Annotated in this window: 19 protein-coding genes; 14 read left to right on the top strand and 5 right to left on the bottom strand. The window is 68.5% G+C overall.

The features are described from left to right. Positions 1–227: 227 nt before the first annotated feature. Entirely contained in the window at positions 228–560 is a 333-nt protein-coding gene (locus VFQ64_RS05915) for a type II toxin-antitoxin system HicB family antitoxin (protein ID WP_325102372.1), read from the bottom strand. Further along, complete coding sequence (locus tag VFQ64_RS05920; RefSeq protein ID WP_325102373.1) at positions 557–778, bottom strand: type II toxin-antitoxin system HicA family toxin; 222 nt, start codon at positions 776–778, stop codon at positions 557–559. The genes VFQ64_RS05915 and VFQ64_RS05920 overlap by 4 nt, the downstream gene beginning before the upstream one ends. A gap of 139 nt (positions 779–917) precedes the next feature. Here VFQ64_RS05920 and VFQ64_RS05925 point away from each other — a divergent pair, with 139 nt between their 5' ends. After that, positions 918–2,141 (top strand): threonine synthase, encoded by a 1,224-nt coding sequence (locus tag VFQ64_RS05925; protein ID WP_325102374.1) that lies wholly within the window; start codon positions 918–920, stop codon positions 2,139–2,141. Between the two features lie 81 nt (positions 2,142–2,222). After that, positions 2,223–3,227 (top strand): SDR family NAD(P)-dependent oxidoreductase, encoded by a 1,005-nt coding sequence (locus VFQ64_RS05930; protein ID WP_325102375.1) that lies wholly within the window; start codon positions 2,223–2,225, stop codon positions 3,225–3,227. A 21-nt stretch (positions 3,228–3,248) separates the two neighbouring features. On the opposite strand, the gene VFQ64_RS05935 is transcribed toward VFQ64_RS05930, so the two are convergent. Continuing rightward, on the bottom strand, positions 3,249–3,665 hold the full coding sequence (locus VFQ64_RS05935) for a copper chaperone PCu(A)C (protein ID WP_325102376.1): 417 nt from the start codon (positions 3,663–3,665) through the stop codon (positions 3,249–3,251). A 159-nt stretch (positions 3,666–3,824) separates the two neighbouring features. On the opposite strand from VFQ64_RS05935, the gene dnaK reads away from it, so the two are divergent. The 3 genes from dnaK (at position 3,825) to VFQ64_RS05950 (ending at position 7,548) form a co-directional block, all read left to right on the top strand. Continuing rightward, positions 3,825–5,729 (top strand): molecular chaperone DnaK, encoded by a 1,905-nt coding sequence (gene dnaK, locus VFQ64_RS05940; RefSeq protein ID WP_325102377.1) that lies wholly within the window; start codon positions 3,825–3,827, stop codon positions 5,727–5,729. 187 nt (positions 5,730–5,916) lie between these two features. Beyond that, positions 5,917–7,038, top strand: a complete 1,122-nt coding sequence (dnaJ, locus tag VFQ64_RS05945) for a molecular chaperone DnaJ (protein ID WP_325102378.1) — start codon at positions 5,917–5,919, stop codon at positions 7,036–7,038. A gap of 60 nt (positions 7,039–7,098) precedes the next feature. Continuing rightward, on the top strand, positions 7,099–7,548 hold the full coding sequence (locus VFQ64_RS05950; RefSeq protein WP_325102379.1) for a hypothetical protein: 450 nt from the start codon (positions 7,099–7,101) through the stop codon (positions 7,546–7,548). Between the two features lie 307 nt (positions 7,549–7,855). On the opposite strand, the gene purB is transcribed toward VFQ64_RS05950, so the two are convergent. Both purB and radC read right to left on the bottom strand, forming a co-directional pair. Next, the gene (gene purB / locus VFQ64_RS05955) at positions 7,856–9,172 is read right to left on the bottom strand and encodes an adenylosuccinate lyase (protein WP_325102380.1); all 1,317 of its coding nucleotides are present in this window, start codon (positions 9,170–9,172) and stop codon (positions 7,856–7,858) included. Positions 9,173–9,326: 154 nt separating this feature from the next. Then, complete coding sequence (gene radC / locus VFQ64_RS05960; RefSeq protein ID WP_325102381.1) at positions 9,327–10,016, bottom strand: RadC family protein; 690 nt, start codon at positions 10,014–10,016, stop codon at positions 9,327–9,329. Between the two features lie 110 nt (positions 10,017–10,126). Here radC and VFQ64_RS05965 point away from each other — a divergent pair, with 110 nt between their 5' ends. From VFQ64_RS05965 to VFQ64_RS06005, 9 genes are all read left to right on the top strand, one after another. Then, complete coding sequence (locus VFQ64_RS05965) at positions 10,127–13,312, top strand: YdbH domain-containing protein (protein ID WP_325102382.1); 3,186 nt, start codon at positions 10,127–10,129, stop codon at positions 13,310–13,312. A gap of 219 nt (positions 13,313–13,531) precedes the next feature. After that, the gene (locus tag VFQ64_RS05970; protein ID WP_325102383.1) at positions 13,532–13,651 is read left to right on the top strand and encodes a YnbE family lipoprotein; all 120 of its coding nucleotides are present in this window, start codon (positions 13,532–13,534) and stop codon (positions 13,649–13,651) included. Position 13,652: 1 nt separating this feature from the next. Continuing rightward, a complete protein-coding gene (locus VFQ64_RS05975) occupies positions 13,653–14,030 on the top strand; it encodes a YdbL family protein (RefSeq protein WP_325102384.1) in 378 nt (125 codons plus the stop codon). A gap of 279 nt (positions 14,031–14,309) precedes the next feature. Then, a complete protein-coding gene (locus tag VFQ64_RS05980; protein WP_325102385.1) occupies positions 14,310–14,624 on the top strand; it encodes an AtpZ/AtpI family protein in 315 nt (104 codons plus the stop codon). 64 nt (positions 14,625–14,688) lie between these two features. Further along, complete coding sequence (locus VFQ64_RS05985; RefSeq protein WP_325102457.1) at positions 14,689–15,441, top strand: F0F1 ATP synthase subunit A; 753 nt, start codon at positions 14,689–14,691, stop codon at positions 15,439–15,441. A 61-nt stretch (positions 15,442–15,502) separates the two neighbouring features. Further along, positions 15,503–15,730, top strand: coding sequence for a F0F1 ATP synthase subunit C (locus VFQ64_RS05990; RefSeq protein ID WP_055984318.1), 228 nt, complete (start codon positions 15,503–15,505; stop codon positions 15,728–15,730). Positions 15,731–15,773: 43 nt separating this feature from the next. After that, a complete protein-coding gene (locus VFQ64_RS05995; protein WP_325102386.1) occupies positions 15,774–16,265 on the top strand; it encodes an ATPase in 492 nt (163 codons plus the stop codon). Beyond that, positions 16,258–16,908: a F0F1 ATP synthase subunit B gene (locus VFQ64_RS06000; protein WP_325102387.1), complete on the top strand. Its 651-nt coding sequence runs from the start codon at positions 16,258–16,260 to the stop codon at positions 16,906–16,908. The genes VFQ64_RS05995 and VFQ64_RS06000 overlap by 8 nt, the downstream gene beginning before the upstream one ends. A gap of 19 nt (positions 16,909–16,927) precedes the next feature. Beyond that, entirely contained in the window at positions 16,928–17,236 is a 309-nt protein-coding gene (locus VFQ64_RS06005; RefSeq protein WP_325102388.1) for a hypothetical protein, read from the top strand. Positions 17,237–17,540: the final 304 nt, after the last annotated feature.

Consider the following 17,540-nt stretch of genomic DNA (forward strand, 5'->3'; position numbering starts at 1 on the left):
GTTCGAGGCCGCGCTGCGTCTATTTGCGCGGGCCAGCGGGATGTCGGTCGGGCGGGGCTTCCTTCCACCGGTCTTGGTGGGCGGTGCCGCTGCTGAGTTCTACTCGGGCGGTGTGGTCAACACGGGTGATTTCGACATCGTCACCGTCCGACCGGACGCATTCGAGCAGACGCCGCGGATCTTGGACTCACGAAGAGGAGGCAGGCGGCAAGTGGTGAGCGTAGCGGTCAGACAACCGCCGCCGCCAGCGCTTCCTCTCCCAATTGGTTGAGGCTCTTGCCGGCCAATTCAGCCTTGAGGGCCAGGGCTTGATGTAGCTCGGGTCGGACGCGGAGCATCAGCTTGCCCGAATAAGGCTTTTGCGGCTTTCGTCCGAGCCGCGCGCAGGTGACCAGGTAATCGTCCACCGCCTCCTGAAATGCGGCGCGCAGTTCCGAGACGCTCTCGCCGTGGAAACCGACACCGTCGCGGATACCGGCGATCCGGCCGGTGAAGATGCCATCCTCGCCGTCGAACTCGACGGCGGCCGAATAGCCCTTGTGAGACATGACATTGCTCATGGGGTGACTCCGATCCTGATGAGAAATGCGCGGGCGGCCTTCACTTGATAGCGTTTGGCCTCCTTGGCCGGATGAGGCCGATGGAAGCTTTCGAACTCGCCGGCGTTGATGAACCGGACGCGCGAACCACTTCCCTCCACCACCTGACAGCCGACAGCGATCAACAGCGACTCGATGTCCGCCCAGGCCATGGTGCCCGACACAGGGTCGGTAAACACGCGCCCCAACGTCCTCGCATGTTTGCTGTCCGCGTTTGCATATCGTGCAAGCTGCCTCAATTTGCAAGCATTCAGTGATAGCATCAACACGACAAATGCGGTGCTACCTTCAACACTCCGGGGACGTTAGGACGCGGCCATGAACCCGAACCTCAGCGCCGATCGCCCGACCTTCGTCACCCATCTCGAATGCTCGATGACGGGTGAGCGGTACGAAGCGGACCAGCTGCACGGGCTCAGCCAGGTCGGGCGACCGCTGCTGGTGCGCTATGACTTGGACGCGGTGGCGGCCAACCTGCCCAAGCCGTTGCTGGAGGCGCGCCCGACCGACCTGTGGCGGTGGCGCGAGCTGCTGCCGGTTCGCCGCACGGACAGCATCGTCAGCCTGGGCGAGATCGAGACGCCGCTGATCCCGATCCTGGCGAGCGGCGGCGCGAACTGCCTCGTCAAGGACGAAGGAAGGCTGCCGACCGGCAGCTTCAAGGCGCGCGGGCTGGTGATGGCCGTGGCGATGGCACGCGAGCTCGGCGTGACCAAGATCGCGATGCCCACCAACGGCAATGCCGGCGCGGCGCTCGCCGCCTATGCCAGCCGCTGCGGGATCGAGACGGTGATCTTTTGTCCGGAGGAAACCCCGGAGATCAACGTGCGCGAGATCGCCGCGCAGGGCGCGCGCGTCTACCGCGTCAACGGCCAGATCGACGAATGCGGCGCGATCGTCGGCAGGGGTGCGGCCGAGGGACGCTGGTTCGACTTCTCGACCTTGAAAGAGCCCTATCGGATCGAAGGCAAGAAGACGATGGGGCTGGAACTCGCCGCTCAGTTCGGCTGGCGGCTGCCGGACGCGATCTTCTACCCCACCGGCGGCGGCACCGGGCTGATCGGCATGTGGAAGGCGTTCGACGAGCTGGAGCGGATCGGCTGGATCGGACCGGAGCGGCCGCGCATGTACGCGGTACAGGCGTCGGGCTGCGCGCCGATCGTGCGTGCCTGGGAAGAGGGCAAGGAGCATGCCGAGCGCTGGGAGGACGCCGCCACCGTCGCCGCCGGCATCCGTGTGCCCAAGGCGGTGGGCGACTTCCTGATCCTGCGTGCAGTCCGTGAGTCGAACGGCAAGGCGCTGGCGGTCGGCGACCCGGCGATCCTGCGGGCGGTGGAGGACTGCGCGAAAAAGGACGGACTGCTGCTCTGCCCCGAAGGCGGCGCGACGCTGGCCGCTTACCAGCAGGCGTTGCGCACCGGCGAGGTCGACGAGGAGGAGCGCGTCGTCCTGTTCAACTGCGCGACCGGGCTGAAATACCCGATGCCCGCGGCGGACCGGCGGCTCGACAAGGCCGGGCCGATCGACTTCGACGCACTATGACAGTGTGAGGAAGTGACGGCAAAGGTGAGGTTTTCGATCTAGGTTAGCGCGTCGGGCGGCGGATCGGCGCAGGGCTGCGTCATGCGCCACCTGCTCGCCGCCGCCCTGCTCGCCTCCACGCTGAGCGCCTGCGCCACGCCGCGCGTCCGCTCGGCCGAGGCGGCGCGGTTCGCGGGGCAGGTTTATGTCGTGACCGGCGCGTCCTCCGGCTTTGGACGTGGCTTTGCGGTCCGGCTGGGCCGGCAGGGCGCGCGCGTGGTGCTGGCGGCACGGCGGGCGGAAGTGCTGGAGGAAGTGGCGGCGGAGGTCCGCGCGGGCGGCGGCGAGGCGCTGGTGGTGGCGACGGATGTCGCTGATCCGGCGCAGGTGGAGCGGCTCGCGAGCGCCGCGGTTGCGCGGTTCGGGCGGATCGACGTCTGGGCCAACATCGCTGGCGTCGGCGCGCTGGGCCGGTTCTGGGAGATCCCCGTCGCCGATCATAACCGGGTGGTCGACACCAACCTGAAGGGACTGTTCGCCGCCAGCCACGCCGCGCTGCGCCAGTTCGTCGCGCAAGGCCATGGCACGCTGGTCAACATGGGGTCGGTCGAGAGCGTGGTGCCAATCGCCTACCATTCCAGCTATGCGGCGACCAAGGCCGGGGTGCTGAGCCTGGGGCGCTCGCTCAACCAGGAACTCCGCCACGCCGGCCATGGCAAGCGGATCAAGGTCGCGACCGTCATGCCCTGGGCCGCCGACACGCCCTTCTTCGATCACGCCGCCAACTATACCGGCAGGAAGGGGCGGATGGTGATTCCGGACGGCCCGGAGAAGATCGTCGACGCGCTGATATGGGTGTCGCTGCACCCGCGCGAGGAGCTGCCGGTCGGCTGGAAAGCACATGGCGCGGTGGCGGCGCACTGGCTGCTGCCCGACCTGACCGAGCGGGTGTCGGCGAACATCCAGCGCGCGGAGTTCGAGAAGGCGTCGCCTCAGTCGCCGACCAGCGGTTCGTTGCACCGGCCGATGGCGGAGGGCCGCGGCGTCGACGGCGGCCTGCGCGCGCGCATGAAGACGGAGGACGCGGCGCGGAAAGGGACGAAGTAGGCGAGATTCGGCGGAGCCGGATCAGGGCGCCGGATCGGCCGCGCCGACGACCTTTGCGGCCACTACCACGCTGGCCCCGTCGTCGAAGGTGAACTGGAGCGGCATTTCCGATCCCGGCGCGACGCTCGGCTCGACCTCGAACAGCATCAGATGGCGGCCGCCGGGGGTGAAGGCGACGTCCTTGCCGGAGGGCACCGGGACGCTGGGCAGCGCGCGCATGCCGCCCGCCATGCTCTCGTGCAGCTCCGCACGCCGGAAGGCGGTGCTGCCGACGCCGAGCAGCGTACGCGATCGGTCGGCGCTGCTGACGGTGAAATAGCCGGCTGCCGGGCGGCCGGGGACGGCGGAGAGGCGCACCCAGGCGTTCTCGACGCTGACCGGCTGCGGCTGCGCGCAGGCCGCGAGCACGATACCGAATAGTGCCGCAGCGATGCGCATCCGCCTGTCTCCGGGTGGGAAAAGTCCGTCACGCCCTATGCGCGCGGCCTTCTTGCGACAAGCCGAACCCCACCTATATCCGGCCCAGTAACACAGGTTGCGCTGCCGAAACGGAGCGCCGCCTCCAACTGTTTTGTTTGTCAGGGGCCTTTCAGACACATGGCTAAAGTAATCGGTATCGATCTCGGCACCACCAACAGCTGCGTCGCGGTGATGGAGGGCGGCAAGCCCAAGGTGATCGAGAATGCGGAAGGCGCGCGTACCACGCCGTCGATCGTCGCGTTCGCCAAGGACGGGGAGCGACTGGTCGGTCAGCCGGCCAAGCGTCAGGCCGTCACCAACGGCGACAACACCATCTTTGCGGTAAAGCGCCTGATCGGCCGCCGCTATGACGACCCGATCACCAAGAAGGACACCGAGCTGGTGCCCTACAAGATCGCGCGCGGTTCCAACGGCGATGCGTGGGTGACCGCGGGCGGCAAGGATTATTCGCCGTCGCAGATCAGCGCCTTCACGCTGCAGAAGATGAAGGAGACCGCCGAGTCCTATCTGGGCGAGACGGTGACGCAGGCGGTCATCACCGTGCCGGCCTATTTCAACGACGCGCAGCGCCAGGCGACCAAGGACGCCGGCCAGATCGCGGGGCTGGAGGTGCTGCGCATCATCAACGAGCCGACCGCGGCGGCGCTGGCGTACGGGCTGGAGAAGCAGGACGGCAAGACGATCGCGGTCTATGACCTGGGCGGCGGCACGTTCGACGTCTCGATCCTGGAGATCGGCGACGGCGTGTTCGAGGTGAAGGCGACCAACGGCGACACCTTCCTGGGCGGCGAGGACTTCGACAACAAGATCGTCCAGTATCTGGCCGACGGCTTCAAGAAGGACGAGGGCATCGACCTCGCCAAGGACAAGCTGGCGCTGCAGCGGCTGAAGGAAGCGGCGGAAAAGGCGAAGATCGAGCTCAGCTCGGCGGCCTCGACCGAGGTCAACCTGCCCTTCATCACCGCCGACCAGAACGGGCCGAAGCACCTGGTCAAGCAGATCAACCGCGCCGACCTGGAGCGGCTGGTCGACGACCTGATCAAGCGTACCATCGAGCCGATGAAGAAGGCGCTGGCCGACGCCGGCGTCAAGAGCGACGACATCAGCGAAGTGGTGCTGGTCGGCGGCATGACCCGCATGCCCAAGGTCCGCGAGGCGGTGAAGGCGTTCTTCGGCAAGGAGCCGCACACCGGCGTCAACCCCGACGAGGTCGTGGCGATGGGTGCCGCGATCCAGGCCGGCGTGCTGCAGGGCGACGTCAAGGACGTGCTGCTGCTCGACGTGACGCCACTGAGCCTCGGCATCGAGACGCTGGGCGGCGTGTTCACCCGCATGATCGACCGCAACACGACGATCCCGACCAAGAAGTCGCAGACCTACTCCACCGCCGACGACAACCAGGGCGCGGTGACGATCCGCGTCTTCCAGGGCGAGCGCGAGATGGCGGCGGACAACAAGATGCTGGGTCAGTTCGATCTGGTCGGCATCCCGCCGGCGCCGCGCGGCGTGCCGCAGATCGAGGTCACGTTCGACATCGACGCCAACGGCATCGTCAACGTCAGCGCCAAGGACAAGGGCACCGGCAAGGAGCAGCAGATCCGCATTCAGGCCTCGGGCGGCTTGAGCGACAACGACATCGAACAGATGGTCCGCGACGCCGAGACCTTCGCCGAGGAGGACAAGAAGCGGCGCGCGGGCGCGGAGGCGAAGAACAACGCCGAATCGCTGATCCACACCACGGAGCGCCAGCTGGCCGACAACGGCGACAAGGTCGACGACAGCCTGAAGTCGGAGATCCAGGCGGCGGTCGACGCCGCCAAGAGCGCCGTCGAAAGCGGCGACGCCGACCAGATGAACGAGAAGAGTCAGGCGTTGGCGACGGTGGCGATGAAGCTCGGCCAGGCGATCTACGAGAAGCAGGCGCAGGCCGACGCCTCGCCGCAGGCGGATGCGCCCGAAGCGCCGAAGGAGGACGTGGTCGACGCAGAGTTCTCCGAGGTCGACGAAGACCAGAAAGCGTAATCGTGGCCGGTCCTTCGAGAGGCCGCTTTGACTGCGCTCAGCGGCTCCTCAGAACGAACGGGGTGGTGGATGCTTCCTTCGTTCGTCCTGAGGAGGGGCTGAGCGAGGGTTCCCGCCAAAGTATTACTTTGGCGGGGCCCGATGGCGAAGGCCCGTCTCGAAGGACAGACGCACGAACGGACATCCGATGACCACCACCGTCGATTATTACGAGCTGCTGGAATGCGAGCGCACCGCCGATGCGGGGACGCTCAAGTCCGCGTATCGCAAGCTCGCAATGAAGTATCACCCGGACAAGAATTCCGGCTGTCGCGACTCCGAGGCCAAGTTCAAGGCGGTGTCGGAAGCGTATGAGATTTTGAAGGATCCTCAGAAGCGCGCGGCCTATGACCGCTATGGCCATGCCGCGTTCCAGAACGGTGGCGGAAGCGGCGGCGGCGCGCAGGATTTCGGCGGTTTCTCCGACATTTTCGAGTCCGTGTTCGGCGAGTTCATGGGGGGTGGCCAGCGCGGCGGCCGTGCCGGTCCCCGGCGTGGCGCCGACCTGCGCTACGACATGGAGATCGGGCTGGAGGACGCGTTCCACGGCAAGCAGACCGAGATCACCGTCGATGTCTCGGCTGCATGCGCCACCTGCCACGGCCAGGGCGCGCGGCCGGGGACCAGCGTCAAGACCTGTCAACAGTGCAACGGTCACGGCAAGGTACGCGCGCAGCAAGGCTTCTTCGTGGTCGAGCGGGCCTGCCCGGTCTGCCAGGGCTCGGGCGAGATGATCGCCGATCCCTGCCCCGACTGTCGCGGCGAGGGCCGGATCGAGAAGACCAAGACGCTGGCCGTCAACGTGCCGCCCGGCGTCGACGAGGGCACGCGCATCCGGTTGAGCGGCGAAGGCGAGGCGGGCGCGCGTGGCGCGCCGTCCGGCGATCTCTACATCTTCCTTCACGTCAAACGCCACGCGCTGTTTGAGCGCGACGGCACGACGTTGTTCGCGCGCGCGCCGGTCAGCTTCACGACCGCCGCCTTGGGCGGGACGCTCGAAATTCCCGGGCTCGACGATCAGACCCACGAGATCCGCATTCCGGCCGGTATTCAGTCGGGCAAGCAGATCCGCCAGCGCGGCGCCGGCATGCCCGTGCTGCAAGGCCGCGGCCGCGGCGACCTGGTGGTGCAGGTCGAGGTCGAGACGCCGACCAAGCTGTCGGCGCGGCAACGGGAAATCCTGGAGATGTTCCGAGACACCGAGACGGGCGACGAGTGTCCGGCGAGCCAGGGATTTTTCGCGAAGTTGAAGAAGGCCGTGGCCGGCTGAGCTCGCGCTTGTGCCAGTCCGCGCTCGGGCTCAGACTTCTCCCGAATGGGAGGCTGAAGCATGTCGATGATCCTGGCCATGTTGTTGCAGGCGGGGGCCGTGCCCGCGCCCGAAGCCGAGGCGCTGGGCCTCAGGCTGGCCCGGACCGGTACGCTGGCCGCGCTGCTGCCGATGATGGGCGCGAGCGAAACCGCCGAGCTGATCAAGCAAAATCCTGAACTGGCGCAAACCGAGCAGGCGGCATTGCGGGAGACGGCGGCTGCTACACTCGAGCAAGGAATGGCTCGCCTGATGAAAGCGGAAGGCCGAGCCTATGCCTCTGCGTTGAGCGTCGACGATCTGCGCGCGCTGGTCGCATTCGCCGAGTCCGCACCGGCGCGGCGGCAGCGCGCCGTGATGCCAAAGGTGATCGCAGGGACCATGGCCGCCGCCGGTGCGTTCGATTTCAAGCAAGAGGTGCGCGCAGCATTCTGCACGCGAGCCGGCAAACTCTGCGGCGAGAAGAAGTAGCCGCCCCGCACCGCCCCCCGAGCCCGTCATGGGCGAGAGGGCGGGATTGGGCTGACTTCAGAGGGCGAAGAACGCCCCGACCGCCAGCACGATGGTGGCTGCCGACAGCAAGCTGCTGGTCAGCGTCTCCATGACGCGCATATCTGGTCTCCTGGCCGGCACCGTGCCGACCCGGACCTAATTGGAGATTGTTACGCCCTTGCGCAACTTTGTTGCGCGCGATTGCAGATGCACAAATTGCAGCCGGTGAGCCCAACACCCACCAACGATGCATCTCGATGCTGGACCTCGCCTTGGCGAGGTGGATTTACGAGGCGCCGAATACCCGGTCGAACACCGTGTCGACATGCTTGAAATGGTATTCCAGGTCGAAATTCACGGCGATCTGCTCCGGGGTCAGCGCGGCGGTGACCTCCGCGTCCGCCTGCAACAGCTCGAGCAAGGACAGCGCGCCGTCGCTCTCCCATACCTTCATCGCGTTGCGCTGAACCAGCCGGTAGGAGTCTTCGCGGCTCACGCCGGCCTGGGTCAGCGCCAGCAGGACGCGTTGCGAGTGGATCAGGCCGCCCATGCGGTCCATGTTGCGCCGCATCCGCGCGGGGTAGACGAGCAGCTTGTCGACGACGCCGGTCAGCCGCGCGAGCGCGAAGTCGAGCGTCACGCACGCGTCCGGGCCGATGTAGCGTTCGACCGACGAGTGGCTGATGTCGCGCTCGTGCCAAAGTGCCACATTCTCCAGCGCCGGGGTGACATAGCCGCGCACCATGCGGGCGAGGCCGGTCAGGTTCTCGGTCAGGACGGGATTGCGCTTGTGCGGCATCGCCGACGAGCCTTTCTGGCCGGGGCTGAAATACTCCTCCGCTTCCAAGACCTCGGTGCGCTGGAGGTGGCGGATTTCGGTGGCGAGCCGTTCGACCGAGCCGGCGATCACGCCCAAGGTCGCGAAGAACATCGCATGGCGATCGCGCGGGATGACTTGCGTCGACACCGGCTCGACCGCCAGGCCGAGCTTGGCGGCGACATGCGCTTCGACGCGGGGGTCGATATTCGCGAACGTCCCCACCGCGCCGGAGATGGCGCAGGTGGCGATGTCGGCGCGGGCGGCGATCAGGCGGCTCTTGGCGCGCTGGAACTCGGCATGGGCGAAGGCGAGCTTCAATCCGAAGGTGACGGGCTCGGCATGGATGCCGTGGCTGCGGCCGATGGTGGGGGTCAGCTTGTGCTCGCGGGCGCGGCGTTCGAGCACGGCGAGGAGCTGGTCGAGGTCGTCGAGCAGCAGGTCCGCGGCGCGGGTGAGCTGGACGGACAGGCAGGTGTCGAGCACGTCGGAGCTGGTCATGCCCTGATGCATGAAGCGCGCCTCTTCGCCGACCTGCTCGGCAACCCAGGTCAGGAAGGCGATGACATCGTGCTTGGTCACCGCCTCGATGGCGTCGATCGCGGCGACGTCGATCGCGGGCTCCGTCGCCCACCAGCGCCACAGCGCGGCGGCCGCCGCCTTCGGCACCACGCCGAGATCCGCGAGCGCGTCGGTGGCATGGGCCTCGATCTCGAACCAGATGGCATAGCGGGTTTCCGCCGACCAGATGGCGGTCATGGCGGGGCGGGAATAGCGGAGGATCATGGGGTGCGGGTAGCAGGCGCCATGACGGTCGCCAACTTGCTCTTCCGCGGCGCAGGCCGGGGCCCAGTTGCAGCCGAGTGAGTTGGAGAAGGCAGCCCGTCGCCACGGAGAAGCTCGCGACTGGGCCCCGGCCTGCGCCGGGGAAGAAGACCCGTTAAATCAACCCCTGCGCCCTGAGGCTCGCATGCCCTTGTGTGCCGATGATCAGGTGATCGTGGACCGCGATCCCCAGCGGCTTGCCGGCGGCGGCGATCGCCTTGGTGATGTCGATGTCGGCGCGGCTGGGGGAGGGATCGCCGGACGGATGGTTGTGGACCAGGATGATCGCCGCCGAGCCGAAGTCGAGCGCGCGGCGGATCACCTCGCGGACGTACACCGCCGCCTGATCGATCGAGCCTTCGCTCATCACCTCGTCGCGGATCAGCATGTTGCGGGTATTGAGGTGGAGGACGCGGAACCGCTCCACCGCGTGATGCGCCATGTCGGCGCGCAGATAGTCGAGCAGCGCCTGCCAGTTGGCGAGGACGGGCCGGTCTGCGATCTCGGCCTTCACCAGCCGGATGGCGGTGGCGTGGACGGCCTTCAACGCGGCGACGCTGGTGTCGCCCATGCCGGCGACGCGGGCGAGGGCCGCGTGATCGGCCGCGAAGACGCCGCCGATGCCGCCGAACTCGCGCAGCAGCGCCTTGGCGGTCGGCTTGGTGTCGATGCGTGGACGGCCGAGCGCGAGGATGAACTCCAGCAGCTCGTGATCGTGGAAAGCTTCGCCGCCCCCAGCGACCAGCCGCTCGCGCAGCCTCGCGCGGTGGCCTTGAGCGTCGGGGGCGGGATCGGCATCGGCCATCGCACAGGAACCTAACCGGGGGTGGGTTGGACGCAAGCGGCGTGTTCAGCTTATGGCAACGGATTGGAGGGCGTGGGAGCCGCGTGGAGGAAGTCGAGCATTCGCGCGCAATGCGACGCCGCTGGCCGCGGGTGCTGCTGGCGCTGTTGCTGTTGCTCCTCGTTGCGCTTGCCGTGCTGTGGCTGGCGCGCAAGCCCATCGCCAGCGGCTATGTCGACCGCTTCCTCGCTGAGAAGGGTGTGCAGGCGCGCTACGAGGTCGCCGATCTCGGGCTCGGGCGGCAACGACTGGTCAACGTCGTGCTCGGCGATCCGCGCGACCCCGATCTGGTCGCCGACTGGCTGGAGGCGCGCACGCTGGTGGGCCTGAACGGGGCGCAGCTGACGGGTGTGCGCGGCGGGCGGGTGCGGCTGCGCGCGCGGCTGGTGGATGGAAGGCTGTCGTTCGGCAGCATCGACAGGTTGCTGCCGCCGCCGAGCGGCAAGGCGTTCGCGCTGCCCGCGCTCGACGTGAATGTCGCGGACGCGCGGGTGCGGCTGGAGACGCCTTATGGCGTAGCGGGGCTGAGGGTCTCGGGCGCTGGCCGGCTAGACGGCGGATTCGACGGGCGGGTGGCGGTGGTGAGCCAAAGGTTGAACGCGAGCTGTTCGGTCGAGCGCGCGCAGGGCGTGGTGCGGGTCCGATCGCGCGCGCCCTATGGGCTGGCGCGTGTCCCCACCGTGCAACTGACCGGCCCCGTCGGCTTCGCGCAGGGCGAGTGCGCGGGTGTGCAGGTCGCCGGCGCGCGGGCGGACGCGGACGTGGAGCTGGCGCTGGGGGAGCGGCTGGGCTGGAACGCCGACCTGCGGCTGACCACCGGCGCGGTGCGTCATGCCCAGGGCTCGGCCGCGCGCATCGCGGGGCGCGTGGAGATCGCGGGCGGGCCGAAGATCACCGGCAGCGTGGCGCTGACGGCCAGCGACGCGCGCGGCGCGAACATGCGGGCGGGGCGGCTGGCGCTCGACGGCAGCATCGTGCGCGACACAGGGCGGCAGGTCGCCTTCGGCTATGACGGCAGCGTCGCGGTGGCGGATGCCGATGTGCGCGGCGTGACCCCCACGCTCGCGACCGCCGGTGTCGCGAACACCCCGCTGGCGCCGCTGGCGCAGGCGCTGGCGAGCGCGGTCGGGCGCGCGGCGGGACGCCTGAGCGGCGAGGCGCGGCTGAATGTCGCGACCGGTCCGCTCGGGACCAACCTCTCGGTCGCCACCGCCGCGCTGCGTAGCGCCAGCGGCGCGCGGGCGACGCTGGGCGGCGGCCGTGGCCTGCGGTGGAGCGAACGCGAGGGACTGTTGCTTGAAGGCAGCATCGACGTGGCGGGCGGCGGCTTGCCGACGCTGACGGCACGCGTTGCCGAGCAGAGTGGCGGGCGCCGCTTCAACGTGACGATGGCCCCCTATGCCGCGGGCGGAGCGCGTCTTGCGGTGACGCCGGTCACCGTGACCACTGGCCGCGATGCGCTGAGTGTCCGGACGGTGGCCACCCTCTCGGGGCCGTTCGCCGATGGGCGCGTCGACGGGCTGACGGTACCGATTGACCTGGTGCAGCGCGGACGCCGCGTCGTACTCAACCGCACCTGCACGCCCGTCGCGTGGCAGCGGCTGGCGGTGTCGGGGCTGGTGCTCGACCGCAACACCGTGCGGCTGTGTCCGACCGGCGGGGCGCTGCTGGCGGTCGCCGGGGGTCGGGTGGGCGGTGGCGCGACCCTCGGCGCCACGCGGCTGACCGGGCGGCTTGGCAGCACGCCGCTCGCGCTGACGGCGGCGCGCGCGCGGCTGCGGCTCGACGATCGGCGGTTCGCGTTGAATGGTGTGCAGGCGCGGCTTGGGCAGGGAGCGCGAACGACGCGGATCGACGTGGCGACGCTGGAGGGCGGGGCGGGGCCGCAGGGGATCGTCGGGCGCTTTGCCGGCGCGGGCGGGCAGGTCGGCGCGGTGCCGTTGCTGATGTCCGATGCCGTAGGCGACTGGCGGTTCACGAGCGGCGCGCTCAGCCTTACAGGTGGGCTGACGGTGAGCGATGCGCAGACCGAACGCCCGCGGCTGCGCCCGCTGCCGGTGCGCGACGTGGCGCTGACGTTGCGCGGGCCGCTGATCGAGGCGACCGGGCGGGTGCTGGCGCCGACCGACGGGCGGCTGGTGACGACGCTGCGGCTGACCCACAACCTGACGCGCGGCGCGGGCGGCGTGGCGTTGAACGTGCCGGGTCTCGGTTTCGACAAGCGGTTGCAGCCCGATCAGCTCACGCCGGTCACCTTCGGCGTCATCGCGGATGTGAAGGGCACGGTCACGGGCGAAGGGCAGATCAGCTGGACGCCCGAGGGCGTGGCGAGTAGCGGCGTCTTCCGGACCCAAGGGGCCGACCTCGCCGCCGCCTTCGGCCCGGTGGAGGGCATCGCGGGCGAAATCCGCTTCACCGACCTGCTCGCCTTGCAGAGCGCGCCCGGACAGACCCTGCGCGTCCGTTCGGTCAATCCTGGCATTCCGGTCACCGACGGCGTCGTGCGACTGCAGACGCTGGCGAACGCGCGGGTGCAGGTGGAGGGCGCGCGCTGGCCGTTCGCGGGCGGGACATTGAGGCTCGAGCCGACGCTGCTCGATTTCTCCGCCGAGGCGCGTCGCCGATTGACCTTCCGCGTCGAGGGCATGGCGGCGGACCAGTTCCTCCAGCAGTTCGACTTCAAGAACCTCGACGCCACCGGCACCTTCGACGGCGTGCTGCCGATGGTCTTCGACGCGAGCGGGGGACGGATCGCCGACGGCCGGCTGACGGTCCGACCCGGCGGCGGCACGATCGCCTATGTCGGCGACATCACGCAGAAGGACATCGGCTTCTGGCCTAACCTCGCGTTCCAGGCGCTGAAGTCGCTGCGGTACCGGTCGCTCAACATCGTCATGAACGGTCCGCTGGCGGGCGAGATGGTGACGGAGGTGCGCTTCGCCGGCATCAGCCAGGGTGCCGGCGCGGCGCGCGGCGGCATCACCGGGCTGCTGGTCGGGCGGCTGCAGCGGCTGCCGTTCGTCTTCAACATCCGCATCAAGGCGCCGTTCCGCGGCCTGCTCGACGCGACGGCGAGCTTCTACGACCCGTCACGCCTGATCCAGCGCAACCTGCCGCGGCTGCTGGAGGAGCAGGAGAAGCGCAGGGCGCCGGCCGCTCCGCCTGCTCCGCCGCCCTCTATGCCCGTACCTTCACGATCACCCGCAACCCCCGCCCCTTCACCATCCCCCGCGAAGGTGGGCCCCCAGTTGCCATGAGCCTTGAGCTGGCGCCTCGCTTCCAGCCCCCGGCGTCGTGCAACTGGACCCCCGCCTCCGCGGGGGTAGATCGGAGAAGTGCGGGGGTGGAGGAAGTCAGCGGCGAGCGCCCTCGTCTATTCAGGCGCCCGCAAGCGACATCGTGCGAATGACACCGGAGGAATGATGATAAAGCTTACTCTTCTGATGTTGCCGCTCGCGGCAGGAGCGTGCGTCAATGTGACCGCGCCCGACAAGCCGATCGAGATCAACCTCAACATCAGCGTCACGCAGGAAGTCGTGTATCGCCTCGACGGCGAGGCCAAGTCGATCATTCAGCAGAACCCGGGGATATTCTGAGATGAAGAAGCGAGTCTTTGCGGCGGCGGCGGTGCTCCTTCTGGCAGGCGCGGCGACGGCCGCCTGGGCGCAGCGCGACCCGGCCTATGCGGCGGCGCGCGCAAGCGGGCAGGTGGGCGAACAGCCCGACGGCTATCTCGGCGTCGTCGGCGCGGGCTCGGCGGAGCTGCGCGCCGTGGTCGCCAACATCAACATCCAGCGCAAGGCGGCGTACACCAGCCGCGCCCAGGCAAACGGCGCGACGGTGGAGCAGCTGGCGTTCACCAGCGGCTGCAACCTGATTGCGAAGACGACGCCGGGCGAGAAGTACCGGACGCCGGCGGGTGAGTGGATGACACGCGGGTCCGGCCCGCCGGAGCGCGATTCGCGCTGCGTGTGAGCAGATCCCTCTCCCGCAACCGGGAGAGGGACAGCCGCGTAAGGCGGCAGGGCGAGGGCCGGAGCCACTGACGTGCCAGATCGCCGGCGGGGCCCCTCACCGCTGCGACTAAGGCCCGCTGCGCGGACCTAAGTCTCGCTCCTGTCCCGCGAGCGGGAGAGGGCTGTCCCGCCACAACGGTTGACTTACAAATGACCCCCCGCTAACCGCTTCCTCGCCTTGGCGGGCTCGCTTTTCGGCATCTTTTCGCCTGCTTGTTCGATACTGCGGGAGGGAAAGATGGCGGAGGACGGGCTCGGACCAGACTCCCTCGGCGACGACCCGCGCATCCGCTCGCTCGACGAACGGCTGAAACGGGCCCAAGCCGCCGAGAACGAGCGGACCGGCGCGGACAAGGCGGTTGCCAACGAGAGCTATAATCTCGGCAACCGCGTGCTCGCCGAGCTGCTGGGGGGAATGATCGGTGGCGCTTTGATCGGCTGGGTTCTCGACCGGCTGTTCGGCACCTCCCCGGCGCTCCTGTTGACGCTGCTGTTCCTCGGGATCGGCGTCGCGTTCAGGAACATCTATCGTATCTCACAACGCTCGAAGTAGCAGCTTCGGGCGTTTTCGTTAGGGTTTGAACCAAGTGGCGGCAGGCGGCGGCAAGATCGACCCGATGCACCAGTTCCAGGTGCAGACGCTGTGGGACGGGTTCACGATCGGCGGACAGCAGATCGCGTTCACCAACTCCGCGTTGTGGATGTGCATCACGGTGGTGGCGCTGTGGGCGTTCATGCTCGGCGGCATGAAGGGACAGACCGTGCCCGGCCGCTGGCAGATGGCGGTCGAGGGTGCGACGCGCTTCATCGACAACATGCTCACCGCCAATGTCGGGCCTGAGGGGCGGCGCTACGTCCCCTACGTCTTCTCGCTGTTCATGTTCATCCTGTTCGCCAACATGCTCGGGCTGCTGCCGCTGGGCGTGGTCGGCGTCCATCCCTTTACCTTCACCTCGCATTTCACGATTACCGGCGTGCTGGCGATCATGTCCTTCTCGATCGTGCTGGTGGTCGGCTTCGCCCGCCACGGGCTGCACTTCTTCAGTCTGTTCGTGCCGCACGGCACGCCTGCCTGGCTGCTGCCGCTGATCCCGGTCATCGAGTTCGTGTCGTTCATGGTCCGTCCTTTCAGTCTTGCGCTGCGGCTGTTCGTGGCGATGACGGCGGGCCATGTGCTGCTCGAGGTGCTGTCCGGCTTCGTCATCAACGGCGGCAATGCGGGGCTCGGCATCGGGCTCGGCGTCGGCATCCCGTCCTTCGTGCTGATGATCGGCATCTGCGCGCTGGAGGTGCTGGTGTCGGCGATCCAGGCCTATGTCTTTGCGCTGCTGACGTCGCTGTACATCAACGACGCGGTCAACCTTCACTGAGCCCTCCAAGGTATCCGGCGGGCTCTCAACTTTCTCAACATTCGTTTTTGGAGTGAATATCATGGACGCAGAAGCAGCGAAGCTCGTCGGCGCAGGTCTGGCCGCGATCGGCGCGGGCATGGCCGCGATCGGCGTGGGTAACGTGTTCGGCTCGTTCCTGGAGGGTGCGCTGCGCAATCCGGGTGCCGCCGACGGTCAGCAGGGTCGCCTCTTCATCGGCTTCGCCGCCGCCGAGCTGCTCGGCCTGCTGGCGTTCGTCGTGGCGATGATCCTGATCTTCGTCGCCTGATCCGTTCCGGGGCCGGGTTCGCCCGGTCCCATCGGGATTTTGCATGCCTCAGATTTCGCAGCTTGCCGCGACCTATGCGTCGCAGATCTTCTGGCTTCTCCTGACCTTCGGCCTGGTATTCCTGGTCGTCGGCCGGGGCATGCTGCCGCGGGTGCAGAAGACGATCGCGGATCGCGACGCCGGTATCCAGGGCGACCTGGCCGCCGCCGCCGCGGCGCGCGATGCCGCCGATCGGGCGGAGGATCAGTGGAAGCTGCGCGACCAGGCCAACCGCGAGCGCGCCCAGGCGCTGCTGGCGGAGGCGCGGGGCAAGGCCGCCAAGGCGAGCGAGGCGACACTCGCTGCCGCCAATGCGCAGCAGGCGGAAAAGGTCGGCCAGGCCGAGACCTCGATCCGCGAGGCGACCGCGCGCGCGGTGGCGGAGATCGAGAGCGTGGCCGCGGAGGCCGCGCAGGCGATCGTCGCGCGCGTTTCGGGCGCACAGGTTTCGGCCGACGAGGCGCGTGCGGCGGTGCAGAAGGTGCTTCATGTCTAGCCATTCCGATACCCGGACCGCTTCGGAGGCGTCTGCGATCGTCGCGAGCAATCTCGCCAACGCCGATCATCAGCAGGGCCTGCCGCACGGCGACGCCGCCGGCACTACCGAGACGGTCGGGCACGAGGGCGGCCACGATGCGCCGGTGCCGACGCTGTTCGGTGTCGTCAACGCGACCGCCGTGGTCTCGCTGGCGATGCTGGTGTTCATCGCCATCCTGCTGTGGAAGGGCGTGCCGCGGATCATCACCGGCGCGCTCGACAAGCAGATCGCCGACATCCGCCGCCAGCTCGACGAAGCCAAGGCCCTGCGCGCCGAGGCTGAGGCTCTGCGCGACAGCTATGCCGCCAAGATGGCCGATGCCGAGGGTCAGGCCGCCGCGATGCTCAGCCATGCCGAGGCGGAGGCCGATGCGCTGGTCGCCAAGGCCAACACCGATGCCGCCGAGCTGGTCGAGCGCCGCGGCCGCATGGCGGAGGACAAGATCGCCGCTGCCGAGCGCGCCGCGCTGGCCGAGGTCCGCGCCAAGGCCGCCGATGCCGCCGCCCGCGCCGCCGCCGAGCTCATCGCCACGCGCCACGGCGCCGCCGCCGACCGGGCGCTGGTCGACCGCACCATCGCCGGGCTAGGTCGCCCGAACTGACTGCCGGAGAGGAAACATCATGATCGTCCCCGCCTTGCTGCTCGCCGCTGCCCAGACCGCTCAGGCACCCACCGCTGCGCCGGCGCCCGCCGCGCCGCTGGCCACGGCGCCGGCCGCGCGCCTCAACCTCGACACGCCGGTCGAGACGATCATGGCCGACCCGAAAGGCAAGGCGGTGATGGACGCCAACCTGCCGCAGCTCGCCGCGCATCCCTCCTATGAGATGGCCAAGAGCATGAGCCTGAAGCAGCTCCAGGGCTATGCTCCCGATACGCTCACCGACGCGGTGCTGGCGAAGACCGCGACCGATCTGGCGGCGGTGAAGTAGATTTCGTAACAGGCGAGCATCCACCCTCGCGAAGGCCGGGGCCCAGTTGCCGTGCGCTCAGGGAAGCGCAACGCGATCGTAAAGGTCGAACCGGTCGGAATTGAGATCTTCGATCTCACGCACTTTCCAGGCACCACTCCATTCCTTCGTCTGCTTCTCACCCAACCGCGCGCCTTTCCGGCTACCGGCCGATTCGTACCGGACGAGAAGCTTGCATCGGTACGTCCGGGTGAAGCCTGGAACGACACCGTTTCGGTGCTCCCAGACCCGGCTGGGCAGGTCGAGGGCCTCGCCAGGTACAACG

Origin of the sequence: Sphingomonas sp., assembly GCF_035714405.1 — a bacterium.
GTDB lineage: Bacteria > Pseudomonadota > Alphaproteobacteria > Sphingomonadales > Sphingomonadaceae > Sphingomonas.